Annotated in this window: 1 pseudogene; it reads left to right on the top strand. The window is 58.4% G+C overall.

Annotated elements, in window-relative coordinates:
• Positions 1-275 precede the first annotated feature (275 nt).
• A pseudogene (locus G6R25_RS25730) lies at positions 276-704 on the top strand (hypothetical protein); the annotation flags it as partial.

Raw genomic sequence — 704 nt, 5'->3', positions numbered from 1 at the left:
GACCTTCGCGCGGCCCTGGGTGACGACGGATGCTTCCACTACACCGGAGAGGGGCAGGCCGGTGATCAGAAAATGGGGGAAGTAACCTTGCTGTGCTAAATCATCGGACGAAGGATCGCGCACTTCGTCTCTTCCATGTTGTGGACAGCGGTGTTCAATATGTCGGCGAATTCGAGCTCGATGCTGACTTTCCGTGGTACACGAGCCGGGCGCCAGGAACGCGAGGCGGTCCGATTCGGTCGGTCATTATATTTCGGCTCCGCCCGCATGGATCGGTGCACATCGTTGATGCCATGATCCCGGCGAGCACTGCCACTACCAGCCGCGTTGTCTCTGTGCCGATAGAGGAATCCAGCGTCGACCAGTACGCTGCGATCGGTCCGGAGAAGCCCACCACTGCTGTCCGGCGGGAAGCGAATCTCGTTCGCGATTACGCCGCATATTTGCGGTCTTTTGGCCATGACGTTTGTCGGAAGCAGATTCTTCCGCTAAATGAGCTGGGTCCCCTCTTTACGGATCTCTACGATGAAACATCGGGCGAGCTGGTAGAGGCGAAGGGGACTTTCGCGTGCGAGGCAATACGTATGGGAATTGGCCAACTCCTCGACTATCGACGTTTCATTGAGCCGGTCCCACGTCTGATCCTCCTGGTTCCCTCGGAACCGCGCCCGGATCTCTTGAACTTGTGCGCCAGCGTGGACGTC

It is taken from the genome of Candidatus Frankia alpina, from assembly GCF_902806485.1.
In the GTDB taxonomy this organism is placed as follows: Bacteria; Actinomycetota; Actinomycetes; order Frankiales; family Frankiaceae; genus Frankia; species Frankia alpina.
Note: the sequence above shows the minus strand (reverse complement) of the source record. Positions and strands in the feature narration are given on the sequence as shown.